The 15,455-nt window shown below is 66.2% G+C and carries 16 protein-coding genes; 7 read left to right on the forward strand and 9 right to left on the reverse strand.

The genetic code is table 11. From position 1 onward, the window contains the following. The first annotated feature begins 2 nt into the window (after positions 1-2). The 5 genes from G474_RS0110835 to pyrF all read left to right on the forward strand — a co-directional run bounded on the left by G474_RS0110835 (position 3) and on the right by pyrF (position 4,630). A complete protein-coding gene (locus G474_RS0110835; RefSeq protein ID WP_026686994.1) occupies positions 3-812 on the forward strand; it encodes a peptidoglycan DD-metalloendopeptidase family protein in 810 nt (269 codons plus the stop codon). 81 nt (positions 813-893) lie between these two features. Further along, positions 894-1,325, forward strand: coding sequence for a MaoC family dehydratase (locus G474_RS0110840; protein WP_026686995.1), 432 nt, complete (start codon positions 894-896; stop codon positions 1,323-1,325). Positions 1,326-1,380: 55 nt separating this feature from the next. Continuing rightward, positions 1,381-2,571, forward strand: coding sequence for an MFS transporter (locus G474_RS0110845; RefSeq protein ID WP_043464056.1), 1,191 nt, complete (start codon positions 1,381-1,383; stop codon positions 2,569-2,571). Positions 2,572-2,642: 71 nt separating this feature from the next. Further along, positions 2,643-3,812, forward strand: coding sequence for an Eco57I restriction-modification methylase domain-containing protein (locus G474_RS0110850; RefSeq protein ID WP_026686997.1), 1,170 nt, complete (start codon positions 2,643-2,645; stop codon positions 3,810-3,812). A 2-nt stretch (positions 3,813-3,814) separates the two neighbouring features. Beyond that, positions 3,815-4,630, forward strand: a complete 816-nt coding sequence (gene pyrF, locus G474_RS0110855; RefSeq protein ID WP_026686998.1) for an orotidine-5'-phosphate decarboxylase — start codon at positions 3,815-3,817, stop codon at positions 4,628-4,630. 84 nt (positions 4,631-4,714) lie between these two features. Here pyrF and katG read toward each other — a convergent pair whose 3' ends face one another. Together katG and hemA are read right to left on the reverse strand one after the other, a co-directional pair. Next, complete coding sequence (gene katG / locus G474_RS0110860) at positions 4,715-6,886, reverse strand: catalase/peroxidase HPI (RefSeq protein ID WP_026686999.1); 2,172 nt, start codon at positions 6,884-6,886, stop codon at positions 4,715-4,717. A 186-nt stretch (positions 6,887-7,072) separates the two neighbouring features. Next, a complete protein-coding gene (gene hemA / locus G474_RS0110865) occupies positions 7,073-8,338 on the reverse strand; it encodes a glutamyl-tRNA reductase (RefSeq protein WP_026687000.1) in 1,266 nt (421 codons plus the stop codon). A 121-nt stretch (positions 8,339-8,459) separates the two neighbouring features. On the opposite strand from hemA, the gene G474_RS0110870 reads away from it, so the two are divergent. Further along, entirely contained in the window at positions 8,460-9,038 is a 579-nt protein-coding gene (locus G474_RS0110870) for an OmpA family protein (RefSeq protein ID WP_026687001.1), read from the forward strand. A 66-nt stretch (positions 9,039-9,104) separates the two neighbouring features. Here the strand turns inward: G474_RS0110870 and trpC are convergent, their stop codons facing one another. The 7 genes from trpC to rpe all read right to left on the reverse strand — a co-directional run bounded on the left by trpC (position 9,105) and on the right by rpe (position 14,974). After that, positions 9,105-9,893 carry an indole-3-glycerol phosphate synthase TrpC gene (trpC, locus tag G474_RS0110875; RefSeq protein WP_026687002.1) on the reverse strand — a complete coding sequence of 263 codons (789 nt, stop codon included), beginning with the start codon at positions 9,891-9,893 and terminating at the stop codon, positions 9,105-9,107. After that, entirely contained in the window at positions 9,893-10,918 is a 1,026-nt protein-coding gene (gene trpD / locus G474_RS0110880; protein ID WP_026687003.1) for an anthranilate phosphoribosyltransferase, read from the reverse strand. The genes trpC and trpD overlap by 1 nt, the downstream gene beginning before the upstream one ends. Beyond that, entirely contained in the window at positions 10,915-11,487 is a 573-nt protein-coding gene (locus G474_RS0110885) for an aminodeoxychorismate/anthranilate synthase component II (RefSeq protein WP_026687004.1), read from the reverse strand. The genes trpD and G474_RS0110885 overlap by 4 nt, the downstream gene beginning before the upstream one ends. A gap of 52 nt (positions 11,488-11,539) precedes the next feature. After that, positions 11,540-11,932 carry a GxxExxY protein gene (locus G474_RS0110890; RefSeq protein ID WP_026687005.1) on the reverse strand — a complete coding sequence of 131 codons (393 nt, stop codon included), beginning with the start codon at positions 11,930-11,932 and terminating at the stop codon, positions 11,540-11,542. Positions 11,933-11,936: 4 nt separating this feature from the next. Beyond that, positions 11,937-13,424 (reverse strand): anthranilate synthase component I, encoded by a 1,488-nt coding sequence (gene trpE / locus G474_RS0110895; RefSeq protein WP_026687006.1) that lies wholly within the window; start codon positions 13,422-13,424, stop codon positions 11,937-11,939. Positions 13,425-13,604: 180 nt separating this feature from the next. Next, on the reverse strand, positions 13,605-14,270 hold the full coding sequence (gene gph / locus G474_RS0110900; RefSeq protein ID WP_026687007.1) for a phosphoglycolate phosphatase: 666 nt from the start codon (positions 14,268-14,270) through the stop codon (positions 13,605-13,607). A gap of 2 nt (positions 14,271-14,272) precedes the next feature. Further along, positions 14,273-14,974, reverse strand: coding sequence for a ribulose-phosphate 3-epimerase (rpe, locus tag G474_RS0110905; RefSeq protein ID WP_043464060.1), 702 nt, complete (start codon positions 14,972-14,974; stop codon positions 14,273-14,275). A 98-nt stretch (positions 14,975-15,072) separates the two neighbouring features. Here rpe and apaG point away from each other — a divergent pair, with 98 nt between their 5' ends. Beyond that, on the forward strand, positions 15,073-15,450 hold the full coding sequence (gene apaG, locus G474_RS0110910) for a Co2+/Mg2+ efflux protein ApaG (protein WP_026687009.1): 378 nt from the start codon (positions 15,073-15,075) through the stop codon (positions 15,448-15,450). Positions 15,451-15,455: the final 5 nt, after the last annotated feature.

Consider the following 15,455-nt stretch of genomic DNA (forward strand, 5'->3'; position numbering starts at 1 on the left):
CCATGCGCTGGTTGCCCCTGCTGTTGCTGCTTTGCTGCGCCCCCCTGCGGGCCGAACTCCAGGCCCAGGCCGTGCCCGGCGGCGTGGCCCGCCTGGAGCTGGGCCCCGCCGGCGAGCCCCGGCCCCAGCTCTGGCTCGGGGAACAACCCTTGGCCGTGGTGGCTCGCCAGGGCCGCTGGCAGGCATTGGTCGGCATTCCCCTCGATACCCCGGCCGGCTCCCTCACCCTGCGCCAGGGCCCCAGCCCGGCCCAGGGCTCGCCCCTGGTGCTGGAAGTCCGCCCCAAGGCCTACCCCACCCAGCACCTGCGCCTCAAGAACAAGGGGCAGGTGGAGCTATCGCCGGAAAACGAAGCCCGGGTGGCCCGGGAGCATGAGGAAATCCGGCAGCTCAAGCAGCATTGGCGGGATACGCCCTACGTGGATACCGATTTCGCCCTGCCCGCCGATGGCCGGGTTTCCGGGCATTTCGGGGTCCGCCGTTTCTTCAATGGCCAGCCCCGGGCGCCCCATTCGGGCATGGACCTGGCCGCCCCCCGGGGCGCACCGGTGCGGGCTGCTGCCGGCGGCAAGGTGCTGGCCGTGGCCGATTACTTCTTCAATGGCCGTTCCGTGTTCGTGGACCATGGCCAGGGCCTGATCAGCCTGTACTGCCACCTGGACAGCATCGCCGTGCGTCCCGGCCAGTGGCTGGAGAAGGGGGAGCCGGTGGGCAGCGTCGGTTCCACCGGGCGCTCCACCGGCCCGCACCTGCACTGGACCGTGGTCCTGAACGGCACCAACGTGGATCCCGCCCTGTTCGTCCAGCCGTGAAGCGGCGCTCCGGCATGGTTCCTTAACACAACTGCGGCATAATCAGCCCTTGTTCATCAACCAACCCAGGAGCACAGCCCCATGAACGCCCAGAACGGCTACGACATCGAAGACCTGCAACCCGGCATGAGCGCCAGCCTGGCCAAGACCATCACCGACGCGGACATCGTGCTCTTCTCCGCCGTGTCCACCGACACCAACGCGGTGCATCTGAACGAGGAATTCGCCAAGACCACCATGTTCGGCGGTCGCATCGCCCACGGCATGCTCACCGCCGGCCTGATCTCCGCCGTGCTGGGCAACCGCCTGCCCGGTCCCGGCACCATCTACATGGGCCAGACCCTGAAGTTCAAGGCCCCGGTACGCCCCGGCGACACGGTCACCGCTACCGCCACCATCAAGGAAGTGATCGTGGAAAAGAAGCGTTGCATCGTCGAAACCGTATGCACGGTCAACGGCAAGGTGGTGCTCGAAGGCGAAGCCACCATGATGTGCACCAGCCGCGCCGCCTGAGCCCTGCTTCCGGGGCGTAAGCCCTTCGTAAGCCAGACGCTGACACAATGCCGGGATGCCCCCATCCCGGCCCCTTTCTCCCCGCCTCGCCATCACCCTGATCGTACTGGCCCAGCTGTTCGGAACCTCCCTCTGGTTCTCCGCCAACAGCGCCGCCGATGACCTGATCCAGGCCTGGGGCCTCAGCCTCGCCGACCTGGGCAGCCTCACCAACGCCGTACAGGCAGGCTTCATCTGCGGCACCCTGGGATTTGCCCTCACCGGCCTGGCCGACCGTTTCCCTGCCAGCCGCATCTTCGCCCTGTGCGCCCTCCTCGGCGCCGCCGCCAATGCCGCCTTCGCGCTTCTGGCCAGCGACATGGACAGCGCCCTGCTCCTGCGCTTTTGCGTCGGCCTCAGCCTCGCGGGCATCTACCCCCTGGGCATGAAGATGGTGGTGAGCTGGGCCCCGGAACAGGCCAGCGCCACCCTGGCCTGGCTGGTGGGCATGCTCACCCTGGGCACCGCCCTGCCCCACGGCATCCGCATGGCCGGGGCCCACTGGCCCTGGCAGGAAGTGATCCTGGCCGCTTCCGGCCTGGCCCTGCTGGCGGGCGTCCTGATCTTCCGGCTGGGAGACGGCCCCCACTTCCGGCGCCGCCCCGATGCCCCCCGCCTGCGCCTGGGCCAGGCCCTGCTGGCCTTCCGCCAGCGGGATTTCCGGGCCTCGGCCCTGGGCTATTTCGGCCACTGTTGGGAGCTGTATGCCTTCTGGACCCTCACGCCCCTGCTGATCGTCGAGAGCGGCCTGGACCGGGCGCTGGGCTGGGGCGTTTCCGGCCTGGCCTTCCTCATCATCGGCAGCGGCGCCCTGGGCTGTGTCCTGGCGGGCCAGCTGTCCCGGCGCATCCCCGCCGGGCGGGTGGCCGCCGGCGCCCTGGCCCTGTCCGGCAGCTGCTGCCTGCTCTATCCCTGGGCCCAGGCCCTGCCCGCCGGCCTGCTGCTGGCTTTCCTGCTGCTCTGGGGCAGCACGGTGATCGCTGACTCGGCCCAGTTCTCCGCCCTTTCCGCCCGGGCCTGCGGACCAGAGGTGGTGGGCAGTGCCCTGGCCCTGCAAAACAGCATCGGCTTTGCCCTGACCATGGTCTCCATCCACCTGGCCATGGACCAGGCCCTGACCTGGGGCACCCAGGTGGCCTGGCTGCTGCTGCCCGGCCCGCTCCTGGGCCTGCTCGGGCTGCGCCCCCTGTGGCGTCGTCAGGCTTAGTTGTTGGTGTTGGCCTGCGGCAATGCGAAAATGGCGCCCTTCTTGCCATCACCGCCGCCACGCCTCCCTTCATGCCCGATCTTGACGTAACCCGACTTGGCCAAGTATTCACTCCCGCCCAGGTCGTGGACTGCATGCTCGGCCTGTGCCGCAACTCCGGGCGGGTGCTGGAACCTTCGGCGGGGGACGGGGCCTTCCTGAGGGAACTGCAGGCCCGGGGACGGGATTGCACCGGGATCGAGATCGATGCCCGGGTGGCCCCCGAAGGCTCCCTGGTGCGGGACTTCTTCAGCTACCCGCTCAAGGAGCAGTTCGACACCATCATCGGCAATCCCCCTTACGTGCGCTTTCAGGACATTCCTGCACGCACCCGCCGGCGCCTCAAATCGCCCCTCTTCGACGGGCGCAGCAACCTGTTCCTGTTCTTCATCGAAAAATGCGTGCGCCACCTGAAGCCGGGAGGTGAACTGGTGTTCATCGTGCCCCGGGAGTTCATCAAGCTCACGGCGGCCAAGAAGCTCAATGCCTGGCTCTACAGCCAGGGCAGCATCACCGATTTTCTCGAAACCGGGGACAGCAGCATCTTCGGCCCCTATGTCCCCAACTGCGCCATCTTCCGCTTCGAGAAGGGGCGCATGGAGCGGACCCTGCACGACGGCCGCCGGTTCACCCAGGTGGATGGGCAGCTGATGTTCCTGCGCGAGGATTACAGCCTGCCCCTGGCCCGCTTGTTCGAAGTGCGGGTGGGCGGGGTGTCCGGAGCCGACGACATCTTCACCCACCCGGAGGGCAATCTGGAGTTCGTCTGCTCCCGCACCGTGGATAGCGGCGAGACCCGGCGCATGATCTACGGCCTGCGCCATCCCCACCTGGAGGCCCACAAGGAGCGGCTGCTGGCCCGCCGGGTGCGCACCTTCGATGAGGAGAACTGGTGGCATTGGGGCCGGGCCTATCCCCTCAACGAGCGGCCGCGCATCTACGTGAATGGCAGAACCCGCCGGCCGGAACCCTTTTTCCTGCACGACAGCCCCCATTTCGACGGCTCCATCCTGGCCCTGTTTCCCACCAACCCAGCCCTTTCCCGCCGCGACCTGATCCAGGCCGTGGTGATGCTGAACCGGGAGGTAAACTGGGAAGAACTGGGCTTCGTCTGCGACGGCCGTTTCCTGTTCACCCAGCGCAGCCTGCAGACCTGCCTGCTGCCCGGGAGCTTCTCCCGATTTCTCGCCAAAGAAGACTGATCATGACCTTCATCGCCTCCCTGGCTGCCGCCTGGCAGAAAAACGACTCCCTGCTCTGCGTCGGCCTGGACCCGGACCCGGCCAGATTCCCCGCCCACCTGAAAGGCCGGGACGATGCCATTTTCGAGTTCTGCAAGGGCATCGTCGATGCCACTGCTGACCTGGTGTGCAGCTTCAAGCCCCAGATCGCCTACTTTGCCGCCCGCCGGGCCGAAGACCAGCTGGAAGCCCTGATCGCCCACATCCATGCGAAGCACCCGGGCATCCCGGTGATCCTGGACGCCAAGCGGGGCGACATCGGCAGCACCGCCGAACAGTACGCGGTGGAATCCTTCGAGCGCTTCAAGGCCGACGCCATCACGGTGAACCCCTACATGGGCCGGGATTCGGTGGAGCCCTACCTGGCCTGGCCGGACAAGGGGGTGATCCTGCTCTGCCGCACCTCCAACCCGGGGGGCAGCGACCTGCAGTTCCTCGACGTGGGCGGCGGGGAAAAGCTCTTCGAACGGGTGGCTCGTCTGGTGGCTACCGAGTGGAACACCACCGGCCAGTGCGCTCTGGTGGTGGGCGCCACCTTCCCGGCGGAAATCGCCCGGGTACGTGAACTCACCGGCACCCTGCCCCTGCTGGTGCCCGGCATCGGTGCCCAGGGGGGTGACATCGAAGCCACGGTGAAGGCCGGCAAGACCCTGGGCGGCACCGGGCTGATGATCAACTCCTCCCGGGCCATCCTCTATGCCGGCCAGGGCGGGGACTACGCCGACGCCGCCCGCCAGGCCGCCCTGGAAACCCGGGACGCCATCAACCGCTACCGCTGAAGCAGCTCCAGCCCCAGCAACAAGGGCCTTGTCCCCGGGAGGAGACAAGGCCCTTGTGCATGGCGGAGTGGCCTGCTGCCGGGATCAGGTCAGATCGAAGCGGTCGGCGTTCATCACCTTGGTCCAGGCGGCGATGAAGTCGCGGACGAACTTTTCCTGGTTGTCGTCCTGGGCGTAGACCTCGGCGTAGGCGCGCAGGACTGAGTTGGAGCCGAAGACCAGGTCGGCCCGGGTGGCGGTGAACTTGGTGGCGCCGCTGTGGCGATCGACGATGGCGTAGCTGTTGCGGCCCGTGGGTTTCCAGGTGTAGGCCATGTCGGTCAGATTGACGAAGAAGTCGTTGCTGAGCACGCCGACCCGCTCGGTGAACACGCCGTGCTGGCTGCCGCCGTGGTTGGCGCCGAGGACGCGCAGGCCGCCGACCAACACGGTCATCTCGCTGGCGGTGAGGCGCAGCAGCTGGGCCTTGTCGAGCATCATTTCTTCCGGCGTCACCACGTAGTGGGTCTTTTGCCAGTTGCGGAAGCCATCGGCCAGGGGTTCGAGCACCTCGAAGGATTCCACGTCGGTCATGGCCTGGGTGGCATCGCCACGGCCCGGGGCGAAGGACACTTCGACCGGGAAGCCGGCGGCCTTGGCGGCCTGTTCCACGCCCACATTGCCGGCCAGGACGATGACGTCGGCGATGCTGGCGCCGGCCTCAGTGGCGATCTTTTCATAGACCGCCAGCACCTTGGCCAGGCGGGCCGGTTCGTTGCCTTCCCAGTCCTTCTGGGGGGCCAGACGGATGCGGGCGCCGTTGGCGCCGCCCCGCTTGTCGGAGCCCCGGTAGGTGCGGGCGCTGTCCCAGGCGGTGGCCACCATTTCGCCGATGGAGAGGCCGGCGGCGGCGATCTTGGCCTTCACCGCGGCCACGTCGTAGTCCCGGCGGCCGGCGGGGATGGGATCCTGCCAGATGAGGTCTTCCTGGGGCACGTCCGGGCCGAAGTAGCGGGCCTTGGGGCCCATGTCCCGGTGGGTCAGCTTGAACCAGGCCCGGGCGAAGGTCTCGGAGAAATAGGCCTGGTCGTCGCGGAAGCGCTCGGCGATCTTGCGGTATTCCGGGTCGAACTTGAGGGCCATGTCGGCGTCGGTCATGATGGGCTTGCAGCGGATGGTGGGGTCTTCCACATCCACCGGCATGTCCTCTTCCTTGATGTTGATGGGCTCCCATTGGTGGGCGCCGGCGGGGGACTTCTGCAGCCACCAGTCGTAGCCGAGCAGCAGCTTGAAGTAGCCGTTGTCCCACTGGGTGGGGTTGGTGGTCCAGGCGCCTTCGATGCCGCTGGTCACGGTGTCGCGACCGATGCCGCGGCTGCTGTGGTTGTTCCAGCCCAGGCCCTGTTCTTCCAGCTCGGCGCCTTCCGGGGCGGGGCCCAGGTTGGCGGCGCTGCCGTTGCCGTGGGCCTTGCCGACGGTGTGGCCGCCGGCGGTGAGGGCCACGGTTTCTTCATCGTTCATGGCCATGCGGGCAAAGGTGGTGCGCATGTCCCGGGCGGTTTTCAAGGGATCGGGCTTGCCGTCCACGCCTTCGGGATTGACATAGATGAGGCCCATCATGACGGCGGCCAGGGGGTTTTCCAGGTCCCGCTCGCCGGAGTAGCGGCTGCCTTCGGCGCCGGTGGGGGCCAGCCATTCCTTCTCGGAACCCCAGTAGATGTCCTTTTCCGGATGCCAGATGTCTTCCCGGCCGAAGGCGAAGCCGAAGGTCTTCAGACCCATGGATTCATAGGCCATGTTGCCGGCCAGGATCATCAGGTCGGCCCAGCTGATCTTGTTGCCGTATTTTTTCTTGATCGGCCAGAGCAGGCGGCGGGCCTTGTCCAGGTTGGCGTTGTCGGGCCAGGAATTGAGGGGGGCGAAGCGCTGGTTGCCGGTGCCGGCACCGCCCCGGCCGTCGGCGATGCGGTAGGTGCCGGCGGAGTGCCAGGCCATGCGGATCATGAGGCCGCCGTAGTGGCCCCAGTCGGCCGGCCACCAGGGCTGGCTGTCGGTCATGAGGGCCTTGAGGTCGTTCTTCAGGGCAGCCACATCCAGCTTCTTCAGTTCTTCACGGTAGTTGAAGCCGGCACCCATGGGATTGGTCTTGGCATCGTGCTGGTGCAGGATGTCCAGGTTCAAGGCCTTGGGCCACCATTGCATGGGGGCATTACCGGCCGCCGTGTTGCCGCCGTGCATGACCGGGCATGTGCCGGTCCGGGTTGCATTCTCGCTCATCTCCATCTCCTGTCTTGGTGGGGTTGTTCCGCTGCTGCATCGGGCCGGGGCCGCGATGACTGATGCCGTGGCACTACTCTAGGCCAGGAAAAACATGGGGACCAATCATTTAAGGCAAACGACCCCATAACCTGCGGCTATGGGGTCTGCGAGAGGAGATAAATTCCGGCAAATAAGGCCGGGGAATCAGTGACCGGGACTGTCGTCCGGATGCAGATGGAACAGCCGGGAGGCCGCCTGTTGCAGCTCCTGGCGGCTTTCCGCGTCGCTCAGTTGCAGGGCCTGGGTGGGGGCGTGCAGGAACTTGTTGGTAAGCCGCAGGGAGAGCTGCTCCAGGACCTTCTCCGGCGGGTCGCCGGCGGTCAGGCGCTTCATGGCGTGATCCAGCTCATGGCGACGGTTGCGTTCGGCTGCATCCCGGAGGCTGCGGATCAGGGGCACCGTATCCCGGGACTCCATCCAGTGCAGGAAGCTGTCCACCTGGGTGTCGATGATGGCTTCCGCCTGGATCACGGCCGCCTGGCGCGACTCGATGCCACTCGCCACCACCTGGGCCAGGTCGTCCACGGTGTAGAGGAACACGTCGTCCAACTCCCCCACCTCGGACTCGATGTCCCGGGGCACGGCCAGGTCCACCATGAACATGGGCCGGTGCCGCCGGGCCTTGATGGCCCGTTCCACCATGCCCAGGCCGATGATGGGCAGGGGGGAGGCGGTACAGGAGACCACGATGTCGTACTGGCCCAGGGTATCCGCCAGTTCGTCCAGGCGGATGGCGTGGCCGCCGAAGCGATCGGCCAGGACCCGGCCCCGCTCCACGGTCCGGTTCGCCACCGTCACCTGCTTGGGCTGACGGGCGCAGAAATGGGTGGCGCAGAGTTCGATCATTTCCCCGGCACCGATGAACAGGATCTTCTGGCTGGAAACGGATTCGAAGATCCGCTCCGCCAGTTGCACGGCCGCCGCCGCCATGGAGACGGTATTGGCGCCGATGGCAGTGCTGGTGCGCACTTCCTTGGCCACGGCAAAGGCCCGCTGAAACAGCTTGTGCAGATGCATGCCCAGGGTGCCGGCGTTCTCGGCCAGGCGTACCGCATCCTTCATCTGCCCCAGGATCTGGGCCTCGCCCACCACCATGGAGTCCAGGCCGCTGGCCACCCGGAAGGCGTGGCGCACCGAGTCCCGGGGAGAAAGGGTATACAGGAAGGGCTTGATGGCCTCCCGCTCCAGGCTGTGGTACTCGGCCAGCCATTCGGCCGCCGCCTCGGGCTGCTCCGTGGCGCAGTAAATCTCGGTGCGGTTGCAGGTGGAGAGGATGGCGGCCTCGCGCACCGGTTTCTGCCGGGTCAGCGCCGAGAGGGCCTGGGGCAGGGTTTCCACGTGGAAGGCCACCTGCTCACGGATGGCCAGGGGAGCCGAGTGGTGATTGATGCCGAGGGTGAAAATTGCCATGGAGTTGCCATTCAGGGGGTGGGCAATTATATCACCCGCGCCGGCCCCTCCCTGTGGCTAGGCCGGCGTCTACGCGCTATCATCCGCCCCTGACCCAAATCCGTGCCTGGAATCCCCCACCATGAACCGCCCCAGCCGCTCCACCCTGGCCCTTTCCCTTGCCGCCCTGTTCCTGGCCGCCTGCGCCGCCGCGCCCAGCAATGACGGCAAGGTGGTTCCGCCCACCGCCTTCAAGGTGCATCCCGCTCTGCTCGGCCAGCCGGTGCCCCCGGAGCTGCAGCCCGCCGGGGCCGGCACTGTCGCCACGGTAGTGGCCGACAACGCCCAGGGCGGCACCATGCGCATGGATGGGGAAGGCCTGCGGACCCAGCGCAGCGTCTACTTCGACTTCAACCAGCACGACCTCAAGGCCGACTTCCAGCCCGCCCTGGCCGCCCACGGCCGCTACCTGGCCGAACATCCCAAGGCCCGCATCCGGGTCGAGGGCAACGCGGACGAACGGGGCTCCGCCCATTACAACAAGGTCCTGGGCATGCGCCGCGCTCACTCGGTGAAGAACGCCCTGCTGGCCAATGGCGCCAAGGATGCCCAGGTGCGCACCATCACCCTGGGCGACACCCGTCCCAAGCTGAAGGGCCAGGACGAAGCCTCCTGGGCGGAAAACCGCCGGGCCGACGTGGTCTACGAAGTGGAAAAATGAAGGCGGTGGCCCGCCCCATGAAAAACCCCGGTCCAGGCCGGGGTTTTTGTTTGTCCGGAGGCGGTCTCAGGCGAACAGGCGGGCCAGCTCCACGCCCGGGTCCGGCGCCCGCATGAACGCTTCACCCACCAGGAAGGCATGGACATTCCGGGCCCGCATGGCCTGCACATCCCCGGGCGCCAGGATGCCGCTCTCGGTGACCACCACCCGCTCGGCAGGAATCCGGTGCAGCAGGGAGAAGGTGTTCTCCAGGCTCACTTCAAAGTTGCGCAGGTTGCGGTTGTTGATGCCGAGCAGGGGGGTCTGCAGTTGCAGGGCCGCGTCCAGCTCGTCGCCGTCGTGGACTTCCACCAGCACCCCCATGCCATAAGCCTGGGCCTGGGCTTCCAGGGCCTGCATCTGGGACAGGGACAGGCAGGCGGCAATGAGCAGGATGCAGTCGGCCCCCATGGCCCGGGCTTCGGCCACCTGGTAGGCATCGACGATGAAATCCTTCCTGAGCACCGGCAGCGCGCAGGCCGCCCGGGCGGCCTGGAGGTATTCCGGACAGCCCTGGAAGTACTGCCGGTCGGTGAGCACCGAGAGGCAGGCGGCCCCGTGGGCCGCATAGCTGCGGGCGATCTCGGCGGGCCGGAAATCGGCCCTGATCACGCCTTTGGAAGGGCTGGCCTTCTTGATTTCGGAGATCACCGCAGGCTGGCCGGCGGCAATCCGGGCGCGGATGGCGCCCACGAAATCCCGGGGTGCGGCCTGGGCAGCGGCTTCGGCTTCCACCTGGGCCAGGGGCTTGAGCGCCAGGGCTGCGGCGATCTCTTCCCGCTTGGTGGCAACGATCTTGTTGAGGATGTCCGCCATCACTGCCCCAGCTTCTGGGTTGCCTGGACAAAGGCGTCCAGCCTGGCCCGGGCAGCGCCGGACGCGATGGCTTCCCGGGCCTTGGCGATGCCTTCAGCGATGCTGCCGGCCAGGTTTGCCACATAGAGGGCGGCCCCGGCGTTGAGACAGACGATGTCCCGGGGCGCGCCGGGCTGATTCTCCAGGGCGGCGAGCATCATCGCCTTGGACTCGCAGGCACTGCCGACCCGCAGGTGCCGCAGCGACATCATCGGCAGGCCGAAGTCTTCCGGATGCAGCTCGTATTCGCGCACTTCCCCATCCTTCAGTTCCCCCACCAGGGTTGCGGCGCCGAGGGAGATTTCGTCCAGATTGTCCTTACCGTGCACCACCAGCACCCGCTCGGCGCCCAGGCGCTGCATGACCCGCACCTGGATGCCGACCAGATCGGCATGGAAGACCCCCATCAGGGTGTTGGGCGCCCCGGCCGGATTGGTCAGCGGGCCGAGGATGTTGAAGATGGTGCGCACCCCCATTTCCCGACGCACGGGGGCCACGTGCTTCATGGCGCTGTGGTGGTTGGGCGCGAACATGAAGCCGATGCCGCAAGCCTCGATACAGGCAGCCACCTGCTCCGGCCCCAGATTGATGTTGGCCCCCAGAGCCTCCAGCACGTCGGCGGCCCCGGAACTGGAAGAGACACTGCGCCCGCCATGCTTGGCCACCTTGGCGCCAGCGGCGGCCGCGACGAACATGGAGGTGGTGGAGATGTTGAAGCTGTGGGCCGCATCGCCGCCGGTGCCGACGATATCGACGAAATGCCGGTCATAGGGCACCTGCACCGGGGTAGCCAGTTCCCGCATGACACTGGCAGCAGCGGCGATCTCGCCTATGGTCTCCTTCTTCACCCGCAGGCCACTGATGATGGCGGCGATCATCACCGGCGACACCTCACCGGACATGATCTGGCGCATCAGGGACACCATCTCGTCATGGAAGATCTCGCGATGCTCGATCACCCGTTGCAGGGCAGCTTGCGGCGTCATGGCTTGTGCTCCTCGAGGAAGTTGTTGAGCAGGTCGTGGCCCCGCTCGGTGAGGATGGATTCCGGATGGAACTGCACCCCCTCCACGGCCAGGGTTTTGTGGCGCACCCCCATGATTTCCCCATCCTCGGTCCACGCCGTGATCTCCAGGCAGTCGGGACAGGTTTCCCGCTCGATGGCGAGGGAATGGTAGCGGGTGCAGGTGAGCGGGTTGGGCAGGCCCTTGAACACGCCCAGGTCCTTGTGATGCACGGGCGAAACCTTGCCGTGCATCAGCTGCTTGGCGTGCACGATCTTGCCACCGAAGGCTTCGCCAATGGACTGGTGCCCCAGGCAGACCCCCAGCAGGGGAATCTTGCCAGCGAATTCCTTGATGGCCGCCAGGGAAACCCCGGCCTGGGCCGGGGCGCAGGGCCCCGGGGAAATCACCAGGTAATCGGGGCGCAGGGCGGCAATCCCCTCCAGGGTGATGGCGTCGTTACGGAACACCCGCACCTCCTGGCCCAGCTCACCGAAGTACTGGACCAGGTTGTAGGTGAAGGAGTCATAGTTGTCGATCATCAGCAGCATGATGGAAACCTTTCACCACAGAGGCACAGAGACGCAGAGAAAACATGGGTTTTCATAATTTCATCCTCTTGATGCCGTCCTTCAATACCGGGACATTGAAGTTGAGCAATAAGCCCAGGGAATAACCGCCCAGCTTGAGATAAGTCAGCAACTGAGCTTCGTGCAGCGGCAATAGCTGCTCCACGGCTTTCAATTCGATCACCACCGCCTGTTCCACCACCAGGTCCAGCCGATAAGCGGCATCCAGGCTGAGTCCTTTGTAATTCAGGGGAAGCCCCAGCTGGCTTTGAAAGTGCAGTCCCCGCAAGCCCAGTTCGAGCGCCAGGCACTCCTGGTAAACAGACTCCAGCAAGCCGGGACCCAATGCCCGGTGAACCTCGATCGCGGCACCAATGATTTGCTCCGTCAGAGCGTCTCTCGGTGTCTCCGTGTCTCTGTGGTTCATGGTTTTAGTCCAGCCGCGTATCGAGGCCGGCTTCTGCCAGTTCGGCGGCACGGAGCACGGCCCGGGCCTTGTTGCGGGTTTCTTCCCATTCGGCGTCGGGGTTGGAGTCGGCGACGATGCCGGCTCCGGCCTGCACATGCAGCTTGCCGTCCTTGAGCACGGCGGTGCGGATGGCGATGGCCACGTCCATGTCCCCATGGAAGCCCAGGTAGCCGACGGAGCCGGCGTAGATGCCGCGCTTCACCGGCTCCAGCTCGTCGATGATTTCCATGGCCCGCACCTTGGGCGCGCCGGAGACGGTGCCGGCAGGGAAGGTGGCCTTGAGCACGTCCATGGCATCCAAGCCTGGCTGCAGCCGGCCTTCCACGTTGGAGACGATGTGCATCACGTGGGAATAGCGCTCGATGCTCATGTTCTCGGTGACCCGCACGCTGCCCACCTGGGCCACCCGACCGCAGTCATTGCGCCCCAGGTCCAGGAGCTGCACGTGCTCGGCCCGTTCCTTCTGGTCGGCCAGCAGTTCGGCGGCCAGGGCCTCGTCTTCCTCGGGCGTGGCGCCACGCTTCCGGGTCCCGGCGATGGGGCGCACGGTGACCTTCTGCGTTTCGCCCTGGTGCTCCAGGCGCACCAGGATTTCCGGCGAGGAACCCACCACGTGGAAATCCTCGAAATCGAAATAGAACATGTAGGGGGACGGGTTGAGGCTGCGCAGGGAGCGGTACAGGGCCATGGGACTGGCGCCGTAGGGCTTTTCCATGCGCTGGGACAGCACTACCTGCATGATGTCCCCTTCGGTGATGTAGTCCTTGGCCTTGAGCACAGCGGCCTTGAAGGCTTCCTCGCCGAAGGTGGACACGGCCGGGGCCGAAGCGGTCGGAGTCTCCACCGGTACGGATACCGGCTGGCGCAGCCGCAGCAGCAGTTCCTTGAGGCGCTTCCGGGCCTGCTGGTAGGCGCCTGGCACCCCGGGCTCCGCATAGACGATCAGGGTCAGCTTGCCGGACAGGTTGTCCACCACCGCCAGCTCTTCCGAAAGCAGCAGCAGGATGTCGGGTGTGCCCAGGTCGCCGGCGCTGGGTCCCTGGTTCAGCCGGGGCTCCACGTAGCGCACCGTGTCATAGCCGAAGCAGCCTACCAGGCCGCCGGTGAAACGGGGCAGACCAGAAGACGGGGGCGCCTTGAAGCGGGCCATGAACTCGGCGACGAAATCCAGGGGATTCACGTCCTCGGCCTGTTCGGCGATGCGCTGCCCGGTGAGCACCAGCACCCGCCGGCCATAGGCGCTGATGCGGGTGGGGGCGGCCAGGCCGATGATGGAGTAACGCCCGAAGCGCTCGCCCCCCTGCACGGATTCGAGCAGGTAGGTGTAGGGGCCGTTGGCCAGCTTCAGATAGATGGAAAGGGGGGTATCGAGATCGGCAAAGGTCTCGAGGCTGACCGGGATGCGGTTGTAACCTTGCCCGGCCAGGGCATTGAATTCTTGTTCAGTCATGGAAAGCCTCGCAAAAACGGAAACGACGAAGGGGTGCTGCGGGTGCTGCGTACAGGTTGCCTGCCGGAAACGGCTCGGCGCAGGATCACGGACGCCAGAGGCGCCAGCTATGCCGGGGTTGCCAGGTACGCAGGTTCGTCATGTTCTTGAGGCTGTCTCAGTTCGGAGGTACGGAGAGAATCAGATCAGGGATCGGGCCTGCCGCAGGGCGGCAAGCAGGTCGGATACTAGCGCATCGCAATCGGCACTGTCCACCGGCTTGCCCTCGGTGTAGCCGTAGGGCACCAACCAGGCCAGACTGCCGGCGGCCCGGGCGGCCGCCACATCGTTGAGGGAGTCACCGATGTGCAGATTGGCCTCGGGCGCCACGCCCAGGGCCTCGCAGGCATGCAGCACCGGCCCCGGATGGGGCTTCTTGTAGGGCGTACTGTCGCCGCAGACGTAAAGCTGGAAATAGGGGGCCAGGCCGGTCATTTCCATCAGGGGTTCCGTGAAGGCCAGGCTCTTGTTGGTGACCACCGCCAGGGGCAGACCGGTCTCCAGCCAACCCTGCAGCCCCTCCACCACGCCCGGATAGGGCCGGGCGGCCCGGCCGTTTTCTTCCTGGTAGAACTGCCGGAAGAACTGCACCCCGGTCTGCACCGCCTCGGGGGCCGGCGGCGCATCCCAGGTCAGGCACTTGGTGACCAGTTCCTCCATGCCCCGCCCGACGAAGTTGCGGATCTCGGTCTCGCTGCGTTCCGGCAGGGCCATGGCGCGGAACATCCGGTTACAGGCCACGGTGATGTCCAGGGCCGTGTCCAGCAGGGTCCCGTCCAGGTCGAAAGTCACGGATTGCAGTTTCATGCTCAGACCTTTGCCAGTTCAGCCCGCAGGGCGCCGATCACCGAATCGTAGCGGTGCGGGTCGCTATCCCGGCCCGCGCCATAGACGGCAGAGCCCGCCACGAAGGCATCGGCCCCGGCCCGAGCGATCTCGGCGATGTTGCTGACCTTGACGCCGCCATCCACTTCCAGGCGGATGTGCCGGCCGCTTTCCCGTTCGTAGGCATCGAGCCGGGCCCGGGCCTGGGCCAGCTTGGCCAGGGTGGCGGGGATGAAGGACTGGCCGCCGAAACCGGGGTTCACGCTCATCAGCAGCACCAGGTCCAGCTTGTCCATCACATGGTCCAGGTAATGCAGGGGGGTGGCCGGGTTGAACACCAGGCCGGCCTGGCAGCCGCTGTCCCGGATCAGGCCCAGGCTGCGGTCCACGTGCTCCGAGGCTTCCGGATGGAAGGTGATGATGTTGGCCCCGGCCTTGGCGAAATCGGGAATGATGCGGTCCACGGGCTTGACCATCAGATGCACGTCGATGGGCGCCTCGGTGCAGGGCCGGATGGCCTCGCAGACCAGGGGGCCGATGGTGAGATTGGGGACATAATGGTTGTCCATCACGTCAAAATGGATCCAGTCAGCGCCGGCGGCGATCACCTGGGCCACCTCCTCCCCCAGTTTGGCAAAATTGGCCGACAGGATGCTGGGGGCGATGAGAAAGTCCCGGCTGGGCATGGAGATTTCTTTCAGGAGGTGAACAAGCCCGCTATTCTAACGATCCATACTCCTCCCCAAAACCCAAAAAAACCAATTCACCCCCCCAGAGCCCGACCATGAGTGACAGACACAACATCCAGGTGAGCGTGCGCACCCAGTTCCTCCCCGACCAGTCCGACGGAGAAAACGGCCGCTACGTGTTCGCCTACACCATCACCATCCGTAACAGCGGCACCCTGCCGGCCCAGCTGATCTCCCGCCACTGGATCATCACCGACGGCAACGGCCGGGTCCAGGAAGTCAAAGGCCTGGGCGTGGTAGGCAACCAGCCCCTGCTCAAACCCGGGGAAAGCTTCGAGTACACCAGCGGCTGCGTCCTCGACACCCCGGTGGGCACCATGGGCGGCAGCTACCAGATGGTGGCCGACGACGGCAGTCCCTTCGAGGCGGAAATCCCGGAATTCGTGCTGGCCATGCCCCGCACCCTGCACTGAGCTTC

This window comes from Azovibrio restrictus DSM 23866, assembly GCF_000429665.1.
GTDB classification, from domain to species: domain Bacteria; phylum Pseudomonadota; class Gammaproteobacteria; order Burkholderiales; family Rhodocyclaceae; genus Azovibrio; species Azovibrio restrictus.